At 62.7% G+C, this 14,220-nt stretch carries 14 protein-coding genes; 9 read left to right on the top strand and 5 right to left on the bottom strand.

Annotated features, from left to right (window positions below):
- Positions 1-7: 7 nt before the first annotated feature.
- The gene (gene ilvA / locus OXH74_RS09560; protein ID WP_375741010.1) at positions 8-1,522 is read right to left on the bottom strand and encodes a threonine ammonia-lyase, biosynthetic; all 1,515 of its coding nucleotides are present in this window, start codon (positions 1,520-1,522) and stop codon (positions 8-10) included.
- A 134-nt stretch (positions 1,523-1,656) separates the two neighbouring features.
- Here ilvA and rpiA point away from each other — a divergent pair, with 134 nt between their 5' ends.
- Together rpiA and OXH74_RS09550 are read left to right on the top strand one after the other, a co-directional pair.
- On the top strand, positions 1,657-2,328 hold the full coding sequence (gene rpiA / locus OXH74_RS09555; RefSeq protein ID WP_375741009.1) for a ribose-5-phosphate isomerase RpiA: 672 nt from the start codon (positions 1,657-1,659) through the stop codon (positions 2,326-2,328).
- Between the two features lie 85 nt (positions 2,329-2,413).
- Positions 2,414-2,746, top strand: coding sequence for a YegP family protein (locus OXH74_RS09550; protein WP_375741008.1), 333 nt, complete (start codon positions 2,414-2,416; stop codon positions 2,744-2,746).
- On the opposite strand, the gene OXH74_RS09545 is transcribed toward OXH74_RS09550, so the two are convergent.
- Positions 2,743-3,660 carry an SdiA-regulated domain-containing protein gene (locus OXH74_RS09545; protein ID WP_375741007.1) on the bottom strand — a complete coding sequence of 306 codons (918 nt, stop codon included), beginning with the start codon at positions 3,658-3,660 and terminating at the stop codon, positions 2,743-2,745. The genes OXH74_RS09550 and OXH74_RS09545 overlap by 4 nt on opposite strands.
- A gap of 125 nt (positions 3,661-3,785) precedes the next feature.
- Here OXH74_RS09545 and OXH74_RS09540 point away from each other — a divergent pair, with 125 nt between their 5' ends.
- The 7 genes from OXH74_RS09540 to OXH74_RS09510 all read left to right on the top strand — a co-directional run bounded on the left by OXH74_RS09540 (position 3,786) and on the right by OXH74_RS09510 (position 11,851).
- Positions 3,786-4,802, top strand: coding sequence for an AraC family transcriptional regulator (locus OXH74_RS09540; protein WP_375741006.1), 1,017 nt, complete (start codon positions 3,786-3,788; stop codon positions 4,800-4,802).
- Positions 4,803-5,121: 319 nt separating this feature from the next.
- Positions 5,122-6,171, top strand: coding sequence for an ABC transporter ATP-binding protein (locus OXH74_RS09535; RefSeq protein ID WP_375741005.1), 1,050 nt, complete (start codon positions 5,122-5,124; stop codon positions 6,169-6,171).
- Positions 6,168-7,082 (top strand): ABC transporter permease, encoded by a 915-nt coding sequence (locus OXH74_RS09530; RefSeq protein ID WP_215377343.1) that lies wholly within the window; start codon positions 6,168-6,170, stop codon positions 7,080-7,082. Before OXH74_RS09535 ends, OXH74_RS09530 begins: the two co-directional genes overlap by 4 nt.
- The gene (locus OXH74_RS09525; protein ID WP_375741004.1) at positions 7,079-7,867 is read left to right on the top strand and encodes an ABC transporter permease; all 789 of its coding nucleotides are present in this window, start codon (positions 7,079-7,081) and stop codon (positions 7,865-7,867) included. Before OXH74_RS09530 ends, OXH74_RS09525 begins: the two co-directional genes overlap by 4 nt.
- Before the next feature lie 29 nt (positions 7,868-7,896).
- A complete protein-coding gene (locus OXH74_RS09520) occupies positions 7,897-8,940 on the top strand; it encodes an extracellular solute-binding protein (protein WP_375741003.1) in 1,044 nt (347 codons plus the stop codon).
- A gap of 460 nt (positions 8,941-9,400) precedes the next feature.
- The gene (locus OXH74_RS09515) at positions 9,401-10,792 is read left to right on the top strand and encodes an APC family permease (protein WP_375741002.1); all 1,392 of its coding nucleotides are present in this window, start codon (positions 9,401-9,403) and stop codon (positions 10,790-10,792) included.
- A 27-nt stretch (positions 10,793-10,819) separates the two neighbouring features.
- On the top strand, positions 10,820-11,851 hold the full coding sequence (locus tag OXH74_RS09510; RefSeq protein ID WP_375741001.1) for a histone deacetylase family protein: 1,032 nt from the start codon (positions 10,820-10,822) through the stop codon (positions 11,849-11,851).
- 143 nt (positions 11,852-11,994) lie between these two features.
- Here OXH74_RS09510 and OXH74_RS09505 read toward each other — a convergent pair whose 3' ends face one another.
- The 3 genes from OXH74_RS09505 to OXH74_RS09495 all read right to left on the bottom strand — a co-directional run bounded on the left by OXH74_RS09505 (position 11,995) and on the right by OXH74_RS09495 (position 14,126).
- Positions 11,995-12,342: a NirD/YgiW/YdeI family stress tolerance protein gene (locus OXH74_RS09505; protein ID WP_375741000.1), complete on the bottom strand. Its 348-nt coding sequence runs from the start codon at positions 12,340-12,342 to the stop codon at positions 11,995-11,997.
- An 84-nt stretch (positions 12,343-12,426) separates the two neighbouring features.
- The gene (locus OXH74_RS09500; protein ID WP_375740999.1) at positions 12,427-13,371 is read right to left on the bottom strand and encodes an SdiA-regulated domain-containing protein; all 945 of its coding nucleotides are present in this window, start codon (positions 13,369-13,371) and stop codon (positions 12,427-12,429) included.
- An 89-nt stretch (positions 13,372-13,460) separates the two neighbouring features.
- A complete protein-coding gene (locus OXH74_RS09495; RefSeq protein ID WP_375740998.1) occupies positions 13,461-14,126 on the bottom strand; it encodes a fumarylacetoacetate hydrolase family protein in 666 nt (221 codons plus the stop codon).
- Positions 14,127-14,220 lie beyond the last annotated feature (94 nt).

Below are 14,220 nucleotides of genomic sequence, written 5' to 3'. Positions count from 1 at the left end.
CCGCCTTTCAGCCGAGGAACAGCTTATAGGCCGGGTTGTCGCTTTCGTCCCAATAGGGATAGCCGATCTCGTCCAGCGCCGCATGCACCAGATGGCGCTCTTCCGTTGGCACTTGCAGGCCCGCCACCACACGACCGTCAGCAGCTCCGTGGTTGCGGTAGTGGAACAGGGTGATATTCCAGCGCCCGCCGAGCTTGTTGAGGAAGTTGAACAACGCACCGGGCCGCTCGGGGAACTCGAAACGGAACACCAGCTCGTCACTGATCCGCGTGGTGTGGCCACCGACCATGTGGCGGATGTGTAGCTTGGCCAATTCGTTATCGGTCAGGTCCAGCACCGGGAAGCCCTGGCCGCGCAGGTTTTCTACCAATGCTGCGCGCGGGTCGTTTTCCGGGTGGGTCTGCACGCCGACGAAGATATGCGCTTCTTTGTCGGTGTGATAACGATAATTGAATTCGGTGATCTGGCGCTTGCCGATAGCCTCGCAGAACGCCTTGAAGCTGCCCGGCCGCTCCGGAATGGTGACGGCGATGATGGCTTCGCGTTTCTCACCCAACTCGGCGCGTTCGGCCACGTGGCGCAAGCGGTCGAAATTGATGTTGGCGCCCGAGTCGATGGCCACCAGGGTCTGGCCGCGCACACCGTCGCGCTCGACGTACTTCTTGATGCCCGCTACGGCGAGAGCACCGGCAGGTTCGGTGATCGAGCGGGTATCGTCGTAGATATCCTTGATGGCTGCGCAGATTTCGTCGGTGCTGACGGTGATCACCTCATCGACATGCTGCTTGCAGACGTCGAAGGTGTGCTGACCGATTTGCGCCACCGCCACGCCGTCGGCGAACAGACCGACCTGGCCAAGCACCACGCGCTCACCAGCGGCCATGGCGGCCTGCAGACAGTTGGAGTCGTCCGGCTCGACGCCGATCACCTTGGTTTCCGGACGCAGGTACTTCACATAGGCGGCGATCCCGGCGACCAGGCCGCCACCGCCTACCGGCACGAAAATGGCGTCCAGGCGCCCCGGGTGTTGGCGCAGGATTTCCATGGCGACCGTGCCCTGGCCGGCGATTACTTCGGGATCATCGTACGGGTGGATGTAGACGTAACCCTTCTCGTCCACCAGTTTCAGGGAATAGGCCAGGGCCTCAGGGAAGGCGTCGCCGTGCAGCACGACCTTGCCGCCACGGGCGCGCACGCCCTGGACTTTCAATTCCGGCGTGGTGCGCGGCATCACGATAGTCGCCTTGATGCCCAGTTCCTTGGCCGCCAGGGCGACGCCCTGGGCATGGTTACCAGCGGAAGCGGTGACCACGCCGCGCGCCAGCTCTTCCTTGGAAAGCTGGGCGAGCTTGTTGTAGGCGCCGCGAATCTTGAAGGAATAGACCGGCTGCAGGTCCTCCCGCTTGAGCAGGATCTGGTTACCCAGACGCTCGGTCAGCTGACGGGCCTTCTGCAATGGGGTTTCCACCGCAACGTCGTAGACGCGCGAGGTGAGGATCTTCTTGACGTATTCTTCAAGCATCGTGGCTTCACTGGGCGGGCACTACGGGGATGGGCGAGTCTACCGCAGGGATTCGTCGGCCGACCACATGGAATGCGGGGTTTAGCGGGTATAATCGGTCCTCTCGACTCCCCCTTTTTCACTTGGACCCCAGAATGACCCAGGACCAGCTCAAGCAAGCCGTTGCCCAGGCCGCCATCGACCATATCCGCCCCAAGCTCGATGAGAAGAGCGTCATCGGCGTTGGCACCGGCTCCACCGCGAACTTCTTCATCGACCTGCTGGCCAAGCACAAGATGGAATTCGACGGCGCGGTGGCCAGCTCCGAAGCGACCGCCCAGCGCTTGAAAGGCCACGGCATCCCGGTGTATGACCTGAACAGTGTGAGCGATCTGGAGTTCTACGTGGACGGCGCCGACGAAAGCAATGAGCGCCTGGAGCTGATCAAGGGCGGCGGCGCTGCGCTGACCCGTGAGAAGATCGTCGCGGCCGTGGCCAAGACCTTCATCTGCATCGCCGACGAGAGCAAGCTGGTACCGCTGCTCGGCAGCTTCCCGCTGCCTGTCGAGGTAATCCCGATGGCCCGCAGCCATGTGGCCCGTCAACTGGTGAAGCTGGGCGGCGACCCGGTCTACCGCGAAGGCGTGCTGACCGACAACGGCAACATCATCCTCGATGTGTACAACCTGCGCATCGACAGCCCCAGCCAACTGGAAGAACAGATCAACAACATTGTCGGCGTGGTCACCAACGGCCTGTTCGCCGCGCGTTCGGCCGACCTGCTGCTGCTCGGCACCAAGGACGGCGTGAAGACCCTCACCCGCTGATTCCGGCTTTCCGGAAACCGTCTAGATTTACAGGCTACGGCGCCTCTTCGCGCCGTTTGCCTGCCACACAATCTGGAGGTGCCCGATGGCCGGAAAATTCCACCTGAAAAAAGCCAGCGATGGCCAGTTTCACTTCAACCTGAAGGCCGGAAACGGCGAAATCGTCCTCACCAGCGAGCTGTACAAGGCCAAGGACTCCGCCCTCAACGGCATCGAGTCGGTGCGCAAGAACGCACTCCGCGAAGGCGCCTTCGAAACCAAGGCAGCCAGCAATGGCAAACACTACTTCGTGCTCAAGGCCACCAACGGCCAGGTGATCGGCCAGAGTCAGCAGTACACCAGCGAAGCCAGTGCCAACCAAGGCATCCAATCGGTGATCAGCAGTGCGCCGGGCGCTACTCTGACCGACGAAAGTTAGTCTGTCTGTTTACGGAACACGTAGAACAGGTTCGGCTCGCTGACCAGGTAGAGGTTGCCGTCGTTGTCCATGGCAACCCCTTCCGCCTGCGGCACGGACTTGCGCAAGCCCTGCATGCCACGCAACAGCGACAGGCTACTGATCGGCCGGCCTTCAGCGTTCAGCTCCAGCACCAGACGCGATTCGTCAGAAAGCGCCAACAAATGCCCACTGCGATCGTCATATTGCAGGCTGGACAGGTCGCGGAGGAAAAGCCGCGCATCGCGCTTGGGATCATCCACCACATGCACGGCAATGGGCTTTTCCGGGTTGGTGTGGGGGAAGCCGTGAATCTCATAGATGCGCATCGGATCGCGCTCCTTGGCCACGAACAGGCGCTGCCCGGCGGTGTCGTAGGCCAGACCCTCGAAGCCCTTGTTGCCGGAAAGACCAATTCCCAGGGAAAGCTGCTGCGCCTGGCTGGCATCGATGGAGCGGGTGTTCTCGTCCAGCTTCACCTTGATCAGGCGCTGCAGACGCTCGTCGGTGATCACGTACATGCCGGGGCTGATGTATTCGATGGCCTCCGGATCGCCGAAGCCGACCAGCGCGATGCGGCGAATGATATGGCCATCGAGCGACAGTTCGATGAGCTCAGAATGCTGGTTGGTCACGGTGAACAGGCTGTGGCGATCGGGATCGTAGGTCAGAGCGGAAACCTCGTCGAGTCCTTCGATCGGGCGCGCCTCGATCGCCACGCGGTAATCCGGCAGCCAGATCGAGCGGTCCCGCCACTCGGCAGCATGGCGCCATTCTTGCAGTACGAACCAGCCCCGCTCGAACAGGCGGAACTGCTGGGCGGCGGTGACCAGCAGCCCGAGGATGAGAAGCGAGAACGCAGCTGCCAGCTGCTTGGGGGTCAGAAATGAGCGCATCAGCTTGAGACTCGGCTATTCAGAGCGCGACGAGGATACAGACTGCGCTGAGGCTATACCTGAACCAAAGCTTAACGCCCTGCATCAGTGCAGCGTGAGAAATGCGTTATCAAAGGGGACGATCGATGGTTGTTTCATTGCTACCGGAAGAGCGCGCACTGACCACCCTGCACACCATCGCACTGGCAATCGACACCCTCGCCAATAATGGCATCTCTCCACCGCGCCTCCTGGAAGGCAGCGGAGTGGCAAGCTGCGACCTCGACACCCCGGACAAGCTGATCAGCCACGCCCAGGAGCTGCGGGTGTTCGCCAATGCCCTGGCCTGCACCCGCGACCCGGCGCTCGGTCTGTTCCTGGGTCTGCGCATGCATGTTTCCGCTTACGGCATGCTGGGCTACACCATGCTCGCCAGCCGCACCCTGCGCGATGCCCTGAACCTCGCACTTGACCACTCCGCATTGCTCGGCACCTATTTCAAACTCAGCCTGGAAGCGGACGGCGATGAAGCACGCCTGGTCGCCAGCGGGTACCGCTACGCCCCAGAGCTGACTGTGTTCAACAGCGAACTGTGCCTGACTTCGCTGCTCACCGTGCTGCAGGACCTGCTCGGCAAGGTGGTCCAGCCACGGCGGGTTTGCCTGTCGTATCGCCCACCGCTGCATGCTGCGAGCTATGCAGAGAAGCTTGGCTGTCCGGTCGAGTTCGGCGCCTCGCACACCGCGCTCTGCTTCGATGCGACCCTGTTGGCGCGGCCGTTGCCCCTTGCCGACCCGGTCACCAGCCATTACGGCCTGCAGCAATGCTTGAAACTGGACGCCCAGCTGAACAGCCGGCAGGACGTGCTTGAGCAGATTCGCCAACACCTGGCCGGCAACCTCCGCGACGCCTGCGACCTGGATAGTGTGGCGCGGCAGATGCACCGCTCCGAGCGGACCCTGCGACGCCACCTGCAGCGGCTGAACACCAGCTTCCAGCGCCTGCTGGATGAGGTGCGCTATGACAAGGCGCGCCAGCTGCTGATTCAGACCGACCTGCCGATCTACCTGATTGCCGAGCAGCTCGGCTATAGCGAGACGGCCAGCTTCCGTCATGCCTTCCAGCGCTGGAGCGGCCAGTCGCCTAGTCTTTATCGCCGGTAGCCAAGCGCTCTTCTGAGGGTGGGAACAAGACTGTGGGGCGATTTCAATCGCTTTGCAGGCCACAGGTCTGGCCTGCGGTAGCCCAAGCGGCGGCTTCGCCCTTAGCGATTGAATGCGCCCCCACAATACAGGTCCTGCCCGGGAGAACGGCCTCTATTGCGCCGCCATCAAAGTTCGCAATTTGGCCGAATTTATCCCCTTTTGACCTGAACCATCGTTTTTTGCCATCTAACCTGCTGACAGAATCGGACGAAACAAGGGCCGTTTCATCACCATCCAAAGTGCCCAATAAGAACAAACCTCAGAGCTTGTGATCAGCATGACCAGCGCGATCAGCATCGACCGTGTATACATGGAGTTCGGTGATCCTGGCCAGGGCGTGCGCGCCCTCGACGATGTTTCCCTGGATATCCGCGCCAACGAGTTCTTCACCCTCCTCGGCCCTTCCGGCTGCGGCAAGACCACCCTTCTGCGATTGATCGCCGGCTTCGAGCAACCGAGCTCAGGTGAAATCCGCCTCTACGACGAGCCCATGCAAGGCCTGCCGCCCTTCCGCCGACCGGTCAACACCGTGTTCCAGAGCTATGCGCTGTTCCCGCACATGACCGTGGCGCAGAACATCGCCTTCGGCTTGGAGATGCGCGGCCTTTCGCGCAGTGAGATCGACCAGACCGTGCAGCGCATGCTGGACCTGGTGAAGCTGCCGGACGTCGGCCGGCGCCGCGCCGACCAGCTTTCCGGCGGCCAGCAGCAGCGTATCGCCCTGGCCCGCGCCCTGGCGAACCAGCCCAAGGTGCTGCTGCTCGACGAGTCCCTCTCGGCGCTGGACCAGAAGCTGCGCAAGGAGATGCAGATCGAGCTCAAGCGCTTGCAGCACGAGACCGGCATTACCTTCATATTCGTCACCCACGACCAGGAAGAAGCCCTGACCATGTCCGACCGCATTGCGGTCATGAGCAAAGGCCGCATTCTCCAGGTGGGCACCCCGACGGAAATCTACGAAGCGCCACTCAACCGAACGGTGGCCGACTTCATCGGCGAGACCAATTTTCTCGAAGGCGAGGCCCTGGAGCGCGGCGTGATGCTGGCTGACGGGCAATTGCTCAGCGCCTTCAGCCCAACGCGCGGCACCGTGACCCTGGCCATCCGTCCCGAACGCACCAGCCTCGACGAGCAGGGCAACCTGCAGGGCGAGGTGGAGAACGTTGTCTACGTTGGCACCGACACGGTCTATCACCTCAAAGTGGCCGGGCAGAGCGGCTTTCGCGTGCGCCACCAGAACCGCAACGGTGCACTGAACGTTTACGCCGCTGGCGAACAAGTGCGGGTGCGAGTACCCAGCGAAGCCATTCGGGTATTGCCCGAATGAGCACGCTGCGCGAACAGGCCGCAGTCCGCCAGCTGCACCGGCGCCTGTTGTTGACCAGCCCGGCGATGCTGGCCCTGCTGGTTTTCCTGGTAGTGCCGCTAGGCATCATGTTCCTGGTTTCGGTGCTCGCACCCGGTGATTACGGCGGCGTGAAGTGGGACCAGTATTCCCTGGAGGCCTACGTCAACTTCCTCTACGAGCGCGACCTGGACGACAGCCTGGTGTTCAACACCGACTACCTGCAGATCTTCCAGCGCTCGTTCTGGCTCTCGGTGCTGACCACCGTCGGCTGCCTGCTGATCGGCTTCCCCACCGCCCTTTACCTGGCACTGCAGAGCGAGCGCCGGCGCAACCTGCTGCTGTTCCTGGTCACGGTGCCGTTCTGGACCAACCTGTTGGTACGCGTCTATGCCTGGATCCTGCTGTTGCGCAACGGCGGCCTGATCGACAGCGGCCTGGGCGTATTCGGGCTATCCGACGGCGCGCTGGGCCTGCTCTATACCGACGTGGCCGTAGTCATCGGCCTGCTCTACACCTTCTTGCCGTTTATGGTACTGCCGATCTACACCAGCCTGGAAAAGCTCGACTGGCGCCTGGTAGAAGCTGCCTTCGACCTTGGCGCCAACCGCTTCCAGGCGCTGAAACGGGTCATCGTGCCGCTGGCCATGCCGGGCATCGTCGCCGGCGCGATCCTGGTGTTCATCCCGTCGCTGGGCAACTACATCATCCCGGAGCTGCTGGGGGGCGGTAAGTCGTTGATGATCGGCAACCTGATCCAGCTGCAGTTCGGTGCCTCGCACAACTGGCCGCTGGGTGCAGCGCTGTCCTTCGCCCTGCTCGGTTTCGTCCTGCTGGCAATGCTGCTGTACAACCTGCGCTTCAAGCAGCCCACCGCCGGAGGACACCCATGACCATGCAGAATCCGCTCTGGCGCTTCACGGGCGTCCGGCCGACCGCCTGGCTGTTCTTCGCCTTCCTTTACGTGCCGATCATCGTGCTGGTGGTGCTGAGCTTCAACGGCGGCCAGTCGGCGACCATTTGGGAAGGCTTCAGCCTCAAGTGGTATTCGGTGGTGGCCAACGACCCTGAAATCGTCCGTGCGGCGAAGAACTCGCTGATCGTCGCCACGTTCGCCACCCTCATCGCCACCACCCTGGCCACGCTCGCGGCCCTCGGCATGCGCGGCAACGCCTTCCGTGGACAGACGCTGATGAGCGGAGTGCTGGGCCTGCCGCTGCTCGTGCCGGAGATCGTCACGGCCGTCGCCACCCTGATGTTCTTCGCTTTCATCGGGCTGAAGCTGTCGCTCTTCACCATCCTCATCGCCCACGTGGTGTTCTGCATTCCCTTCGCCTACCTGCCTATCCGCGCCCGCCTGGAAGGCATGGACCCGCGCCTGGCCGAGGCCGCTGCCGACCTCTATGCCTCGCCCTGGAAGGCCTTCTGGAAGGTGACCTTCCCTCTGCTGATGCCCGGCATCCTCTCCGGGGCCATGCTGGCGTTCATCATTTCCATGGACGACTTCGTCATCACCTACTTCGTCGCCGGGGCCGGCGCCACCACGCTGCCGGTGTACATCTTCAGCTCCATCAGGATGGGCATATCCCCGAAGATCAACGCCATCTCCTCGATCATCCTCGTCATTTCCATCGCGTTCGTTGCATTGTCCTACTACGTCGGGCAGCGCAAGCGCTGACCCGCTTCCGACCAGCAAGGAGCTTGACCATGACCCGTCGTACCCCGCTCGCGCTCGCCGTTCTGCTCGCCACCGGCCTGGCCGGTTCCGCCCAGGCCGCCGGGACCCTGCACTTCGCCAACTGGTCGGACTATTACCCGCCGGAGTTGCTGAAGAAGTTCGAGAAGGACACCGGCATCAAGGCCACCCTGGATGCCTACGATAGCAACGAGACCCTGCTGGCCAAACTCAAGGCCGGCGGTGGTGCCTACGACGTGGTGGTGCCATCGGACAGCTTCATCCAGATCATGGCCAGCGACGGCCTGCTGCAAAAACTGGACAAGAGCAAGCTGCCCAACCTGAAGAACCTCAAACCCAACTTCCAGACCCTCGGCTTCGACCCCGGCCACGACTACAGCGTGCCTTACCTCTGGGGCACCACCGGCTACAGCTACGACAGCAAGCAGGTGCCCGGCGGCAAACTGGATGAAAGCTGGAAACCCTTCTTCGAACCGCCAGCCGAGCTGAAAGGCAAGGTGGTCGCGCTGAACTCTATCGAGGACCTGTACATCGCTGCTTCGCACTACCTGTCCATCGACCAGTGCACCGAAGACCCGAAGGAAGCGAAGAAGATCCAGGACCTGCTGCTGGCGCAGAAACCGCTGCTGGCCATGTACAACAGCGACGGCACCATCGAGCGCATGGCAGCCGGTGAAGTGGCCATGCACCAGCAGTGGAACGGCGCCTTCCATCGCGCCCACACCCAGCGCGACAGCCTGGTCTATGTCTATCCGAAGGAAGGCATCCATGTCTTCATCGACAACCTGGTCATCCCCAAGGATGCAGTGAACGTCGAAGAGGCCCACACCTTCATCAACTGGATGATGCTGCCGGAGAACATCGCCGCCGCCTCCAACTTCGCCAAGTACAACAACGCCATCGAAGGCTCGGACAAGTTCATGGAGAAGGAACTGTTCGACGACCCGGCCATCAACACCCCGCAGGACAAGTTGGACCGCCTGAAGACCTTCAAGCTCTGCTCGCCCAAGGCCCTGTCCCTGCGCAGCAAGGTGTGGACCAAGCTGAAGAAGTAAGCGACACAGCCTCCCCCTTCCTGACCTGCAAATGACTCCGTGCGATCCCGACCTGCCTCTCTCCAAAAGGGAGAGGGGCAATTGGCGGCAGCCTGGAGTGAATAGAAACAGCCGGCCATCAAGATTGGCCACATCAATCCCTTTTTGACCCTTTGCGGGGTTCTGCACCCAGGGCTGCGCTGACAGAATCGAATCGCAAGCGACTAGCAGGCACCGCTCGAACGATGCCTTTCAAACAAGAACAATCGCTAGAGAAGAGATAACGATGTCCCAAGCGCATCCCCGCCCCACCCAGCTCCAGCCCTTCTCCTCCGTCGCCCACGAGACGCCACCCCCTTACTGACTGCCCGCGCACTGCCGGATGCGCTCGGAACCGGCACCACCGCACCCCGCAGGGATCGCGCGTACCGCGACCCAGGCGCCCAACCATGGCGCGCAGTTCAGCTTCGGAGAGAGAACCATGGCGACCCAATCTGCCCGTCTCAGCACTGATTTCAGCCAACCCGCCCCCCTTACCCACAGCGCCCAGGGTACAGCCCTGCGCCGCGTACTCGGGCTGTCCGCCCTGGTGTTCTTCGGCCTCGTCTACATGGTGCCGCTGACCCTCTTCACCACCTACGGCGTAGTCACCGAGATGACTGGGGGGCGCACTGCAGCAGCCTACGTAGTGACGCTGCTGGCGATGATCTTCACCGCCTTGTCCTATGGCTTCATGGTCCGCCGCTACCCCATTGCCGGCTCGGCCTACTCCTATACCAGCAAAAGCTTCGGCCCTGCCGTCGGATTTCTCGCCGGCTGGTCACTGCTGCTGGATTACCTGTTCCTGCCGATGATCAATTACCTGGTGATCGGCCTGTTCCTCAACATTGCCTTCCCCGAGGTACCGGCCTGGGTGTTCGTACTCAGCGCCATCGGCCTGGTGACCGCATTGAACGTTCTAGGCATCAGCTCGGTGTCCAGCATGAGCAACCTGATCGTCGCCGCCCAGGCGGTGTTCGTGGTGGTATTCCTGGCGCTGGCCGGCAAGACCCTGGCCGGCCAGCCAATCGACCTGATGACGCCCTTCCTGGGCGACGGCAGCCAGCCAGGGCTCGCGCCACTGATGGCTGGCGCTGCGGTGCTGTGCCTGTCGTTCCTGGGCTTCGATGCGGTATCCACCCTGGCGGAGGAAGCTCGCGACCCGAAGCGCGACATTCCCCGGGCCATCGTCATCACCACGGTCGGCGCCGGTGCGCTGTTCGTCATCCTGGCCATGGTCAGCCAGCTGGTTTTCCCGGGTAGCACCTTCAAGGACGCCGACGCCGCAGCCACCGAAGTAATGCTGACGACCGGCGGCCAGTTCCTCGAGGCCTTCTTCACCGCGATCTACGTGGCCGGTGCTGCGGGCTCTGCTTTGGCCTCGCAGGCCTCGGTATCACGCATCCTGTTCAGTATGGGTCGCGACGGCATCCTGCCCGAGCGTGTCTTTGGCCGCCTGTCGCAGCGCTTCCACACGCCGACCACGGCCATCCTGATCGTCTCGGCCATCTCGCTGCTGGCCATCGTCACCGACCTCACGACCCTCGCCTCGATGATCAGCTTCGGCGCCCTGGTCGCCTTCTCGGCGGTCAACCTGGCGGTGATTCGCAGCTACCTTTTCAGTGACCGCCAGCGTCAGCCCGGCGACCTGCTGCGCTACGGCCTGCTGCCGCTGGTCGGCTTCAGCCTGATCGCCTGGCTCTGGACCAGCCTGGCCGGCCTGACCCTGGTCATTGGCCTCGCCTGGTTTGCTCTAGGCTTCGCCTACCTGGCGATCCAGACCCGCGGCTTTCGGCGCAAGGCCCCTGAAGTGCAGTTCTCCGAAATCGATTGAGTCCCTACACACCCCGAGGAGATGCCGATGCTGACGATCTATTCCGACGACCACCACCTGCACCACGGCAAACATGAGCTGATCGGCGGCCAGTTCACCCCCTGCTTCGAAAAGCCCAGCCGCGCCGACATGGTGCTGGACCGGGCCCGCGCGGTGAATCTGGGCGCCATCCAGGCGCCGCAAGACTTCGGTCTGTCACCGATCCTGCGGGTGCACAGCGAAGGGTTCGTCAACTTCCTGCAGCACGCCTGGCGCGACTGGCAGGCCAAGGGCCGTAGCCACGACATGCTGCCCATCGCCTGGCCGACCCGGCGTCTGCGCCAGCTGGAGCCCACCGACATCGACGGGCGCCTGGGCTACTACTCCTTCGATGCCGGCGCCCCCATCACTGCCGGTACCTGGCAGGCCATCACCAGCTCGGCGAATGTGGCCCTCAGCGGCCAGGTCGAGCTGCGCAAGGGCGTACGCGGGGTCTTCTCGCTGTGCCGCCCTCCGGGCCACCATGCCGCCGCCGACTACATGGGCGGCTACTGCTACCTGAACAACGCCGCCATCGCCGTCCAGGCCATGCTGGACGCCGGCGCCAAGCGAATCGCAGTGCTGGACGTGGATTACCACCACGGCAATGGCACCCAGGACATCTTCTACGACCGCGCCGACGTGCTCTTTACTTCGATCCACGGCGACCCGCGCTTCGAGTACCCCTACTTCCTCGGTTTCGCCGACGAAAAAGGCTTGGGCGCAGGCGAAGGCTTCAACACCAACTACCCGCTGGCCGAAGGCAGCGACTGGTCAGTCTGGAGCCTGGCATTGCACGACGCCTGCCGGCGCATCGCCGAGTACGGCCCGGACGCGCTGGTGGTGTCGCTGGGCGTGGATACGTTCAAGGAAGACCCGATTTCGCAGTTCAAGCTGGACAGCCCGGATTACCTGCGCATGGGCGAGATCATCGGCAAGCTGGGCCTGCAGACGCTCTTCGTGATGGAAGGGGGATATGCGGTGGAGGAAATCGGCATCAACGCGATCAATGTGCTGCAGGGGTTCGAGAGCGTGGCTTGAGAAAGGCACCCGAGGGGGCAGCGGCGCTGCATCCTTCTTCGGAACAGCCATTGTAGGAGCGAGTTCTGCTCGCGAAGCCCTCTGCCAGGGTCATTCGCGAGCGAAGCTCGCTCCTCCACCATTCCTGGTAACGACGGCGCGGCTCAGTTCACCCGTTCGACGAACTCGACATCCACCTCGCGCCCCATCAGATCGCGGTCCACTTCACCGGTCAGCTTGACGGTAGCCTTGTCGTCGATGGCCTGCGGCGGCCAATCCTCGTCATCGATCTCGACCTTGATGGTGCCGCTGACATCCTTGAATTCGTAGATATCGCCTTTCACGCGGCGGACGATCTGGCCCTGCAGCACCACAGGCGCATCGTCGGCAGCCTCCAGGGCTGCGGCTACAGTGGAAATCTGGGCGGCGGCGCCCGGCCCGGTATAGCTGGACGCCAGGACGGCAGTGGAGAACAGCGGAGCGGTCAACAGAGCAAGGTATCGAGCTTTCATAGGATTGATCCCGTTTCGTTTGGAAGACGGGATCAGGCTATGGCGCCTCACTGAATTCAGGCTTAAAGGCGCCTTAACCCAACCTTAATTGGGCGCAAGATGCGAATCGACACTCGCCACCAGCTGCTTGCGGAAGACGTAGAACAGGTTCGGCTCGCTGACGACGTAGATGTCGCCACTTTCGTCCATGGCCACGCCTTCCGCACGCGGAATGCCTTTGTCGAGGCCGTTGAAACCACCCAGCAGGCTGATGAAGCTGACAGGCTGACCTTGTTCATCCAGTTCCAGCAGCAGGTTGGATTGCGCGGAGAGCACCAGGATGTGGCCGGTACGCGGATCGATGCTCAGGGCCGAGAGGTTGCGCATCCCCAACCCGTAACTGGGCAGCGGGCGCAGCTCTTCGCCCAAGGCCCGACTACCGTCGCTGCCCAGGCTGAACATCGCCGTAGGGCCACGCTCCTTACCCAGCAGCAGCCGACCTTGGGCCGGGTCCCAGGCAATGCCTTCGAAACCCTTGTTGCCCGAATCAGGGAAGCCCAGGTCAAAATCCGGTGCCTGTCCGACAGCCAGCTCACGGGTTTGCGGGTCCAGCTCAAAAATGGTCAGGGTGCGCCGACGCTCGTCGGTCACCGCCACATGGCCGCCCTCCAGCACCGCCACCCCCTCGGGGTTGGAGAAGCCCTTGAGTGGAATGCGCCGCAGTACCTCGCCCTCACGACTGATTTCCACCAGCGTTGGCGATTTGCCCGTCACGGTGAACAGAGTGCCGGTGACAGGGTTGTAGGCCAGGTCGGAGGTCTCGTCCTCTTCCAGGCCTGCCAGCGGCTTGCCCTGCAACACCGCCTTGTAGCCCGGCAGCCAGATGCTGGCGGCCCTCTGCTGCGGCGTCAGCTGCTGTTCGCCGAGCCAGACCAGCGCACGGTCATCCCAATGCATGTAGCGCGTCAGGGCGACGCAGCCGATGAAAGCGCCCGCCAGCGCGAGAAGCAGTCGACTACGGCGATTGAACTGCGGGAGAGTGAGGGCCATCGGCTATTACTCGATCAATAAGTCGGCAAGAGATAACCCGAGCCTTGTGAAAGTTCCGTGAAGGCTCTTCCCACCGGTCCGAATCTGCTTCAGATGACCTGGCTTTCAAAGGCAGTGTGGCCGACCAGCTCCAGCACCAGCGTGTCGCCTTTTTCCAGTGGCCCGACACCGACCGGCGTGCCCGTCAGGATCACATCGCCCGGCTGCAGGCTGAAATGCCCGGCCATGTGCTGGATCAGCGGCAGAATGGGGTTGAGCATGTCGCGGCTGTTGCCGTCCTGGCGCACTTGGCCATTGATGCTGAGGCGAATGCCGATGTCACCGAGATCCTCCATGGCGTCACCCGGGATGAAGGGCGCAAGCACACACGCACCATCGAAGGACTTGGAGATTTCCCAGGGCAGGCCCCTTTCCTTCAGCTTGGCCTGGACGTCACGCAGTGTCAGGTCCAGTGCCGGAGCGAAACCGGAGATGGCATCGCGCACTTCCTCGGCATCCGGGCGGCGCGACAGCGGCTTGCCGATCAGTACGGCGATTTCCGCCTCATAGTGCACGGCACCGCGGTCTTCAGGGATGCTGAAGCCACCGGCCAGCGGCACCACGCAGGAGCCCGGCTTGATGAACAGCAGCGGCTCGGTGGGTACCGGGTTGTTCAGCTCCTTGGCGTGCTCCGCGTAATTGCGGCCGACGCACACCACCTTGCCCAGGGAGTAGTGGATCGGGGTGCCATCGACGTAGTGATGCTGGTAGCTCATTGACCGACTCCTGTTGGACGCAAATCTGAAAGCGTGACGAGCGAAGGCCAGGCTAGGCGAAACGACCATCGGAAGTAACAGCCGTAAGCGGGCC

It is taken from the genome of Metapseudomonas boanensis, from assembly GCF_042232855.1.
GTDB classification, from domain to species: domain Bacteria; phylum Pseudomonadota; class Gammaproteobacteria; order Pseudomonadales; family Pseudomonadaceae; genus Metapseudomonas; species Metapseudomonas boanensis.
The sequence above is the reverse complement of the archived record's forward strand: the minus strand, read 5'-3'. Positions and strand labels throughout refer to the sequence as shown.

Coding starts and splice junctions, on each gene's coding strand:
- ilvA (WP_375741010.1), bottom strand. CDS start 1,522: ATGCTTGAAGAATACGTCAAGAAGATCCTCACCTCGCGCGTCTACGAC.
- rpiA (WP_375741009.1), top strand. CDS start 1,657: ATGACCCAGGACCAGCTCAAGCAAGCCGTTGCCCAGGCCGCCATCGAC.
- OXH74_RS09550 (WP_375741008.1), top strand. CDS start 2,414: ATGGCCGGAAAATTCCACCTGAAAAAAGCCAGCGATGGCCAGTTTCAC.
- OXH74_RS09545 (WP_375741007.1), bottom strand. CDS start 3,660: ATGCGCTCATTTCTGACCCCCAAGCAGCTGGCAGCTGCGTTCTCGCTT.
- OXH74_RS09540 (WP_375741006.1), top strand. CDS start 3,786: ATGGTTGTTTCATTGCTACCGGAAGAGCGCGCACTGACCACCCTGCAC.
- OXH74_RS09535 (WP_375741005.1), top strand. CDS start 5,122: ATGACCAGCGCGATCAGCATCGACCGTGTATACATGGAGTTCGGTGAT.
- OXH74_RS09530 (WP_215377343.1), top strand. CDS start 6,168: ATGAGCACGCTGCGCGAACAGGCCGCAGTCCGCCAGCTGCACCGGCGC.
- OXH74_RS09525 (WP_375741004.1), top strand. CDS start 7,079: ATGACCATGCAGAATCCGCTCTGGCGCTTCACGGGCGTCCGGCCGACC.
- OXH74_RS09520 (WP_375741003.1), top strand. CDS start 7,897: ATGACCCGTCGTACCCCGCTCGCGCTCGCCGTTCTGCTCGCCACCGGC.
- OXH74_RS09515 (WP_375741002.1), top strand. CDS start 9,401: ATGGCGACCCAATCTGCCCGTCTCAGCACTGATTTCAGCCAACCCGCC.
- OXH74_RS09510 (WP_375741001.1), top strand. CDS start 10,820: ATGCTGACGATCTATTCCGACGACCACCACCTGCACCACGGCAAACAT.
- OXH74_RS09505 (WP_375741000.1), bottom strand. CDS start 12,342: ATGAAAGCTCGATACCTTGCTCTGTTGACCGCTCCGCTGTTCTCCACT.
- OXH74_RS09500 (WP_375740999.1), bottom strand. CDS start 13,371: ATGGCCCTCACTCTCCCGCAGTTCAATCGCCGTAGTCGACTGCTTCTC.
- OXH74_RS09495 (WP_375740998.1), bottom strand. CDS start 14,126: ATGAGCTACCAGCATCACTACGTCGATGGCACCCCGATCCACTACTCC.